Raw genomic sequence first — 516 nt, forward strand, 5'->3', positions numbered from 1 at the left:
GATCTGCGCCATGCTCCATCAGCAGTTTGCAGGCGCCTTGACATCGATAAACGATCGCATAGTAAAGCGGTGTTTGCCCGGCAGCGTTTCGGAGTGTCAGATCCGCCCCGGCCTTGATCAGCATCTCGATGACGTCAGGCGATTCGTTGTTGATGGCGAGGTGCAGGGGCGTTCTGAACCCATCCTCTTTGATTCGCTTGTCAGGCGTCTGGACGTTCACATCCGCGCCTGCTGCGATCAACAGCTTGACGATGGGCTTCTTGTCCTTCAGGACCGCCACATGGATGGGGTACACACCGGGCCGCACCTCCTGGTTCGGGCTGATGCCTTTGGCCAGAAGTCGTTTGATCTCCGCCGACTTGCCTTTTTCCAGGGCCGTGATGAGGGCAAAGTCGTCATCGAACTCGGCCACGGCGGCCACAAACTCCGCCTCTTTCGCCTTGGCCTTGCCGATCCGAACCAGCTTGGTGACGCTGCCCGTTCGGCTGTCGTCGATGCTGGCGCGCAGGTGTGTGG

General features: G+C 59.7%; 1 protein-coding gene. It reads right to left on the minus strand.

Going from position 1 to position 516, the window contains the following annotated elements; translation table 11 throughout:
* Positions 1-516 (minus strand): ankyrin repeat domain-containing protein (locus AC1D0P_RS28240; protein WP_477679758.1); only part of this gene is annotated, 516 nt, incomplete at both ends.

The organism is Polaromonas sp. P1_G2 (assembly GCF_056405515.1).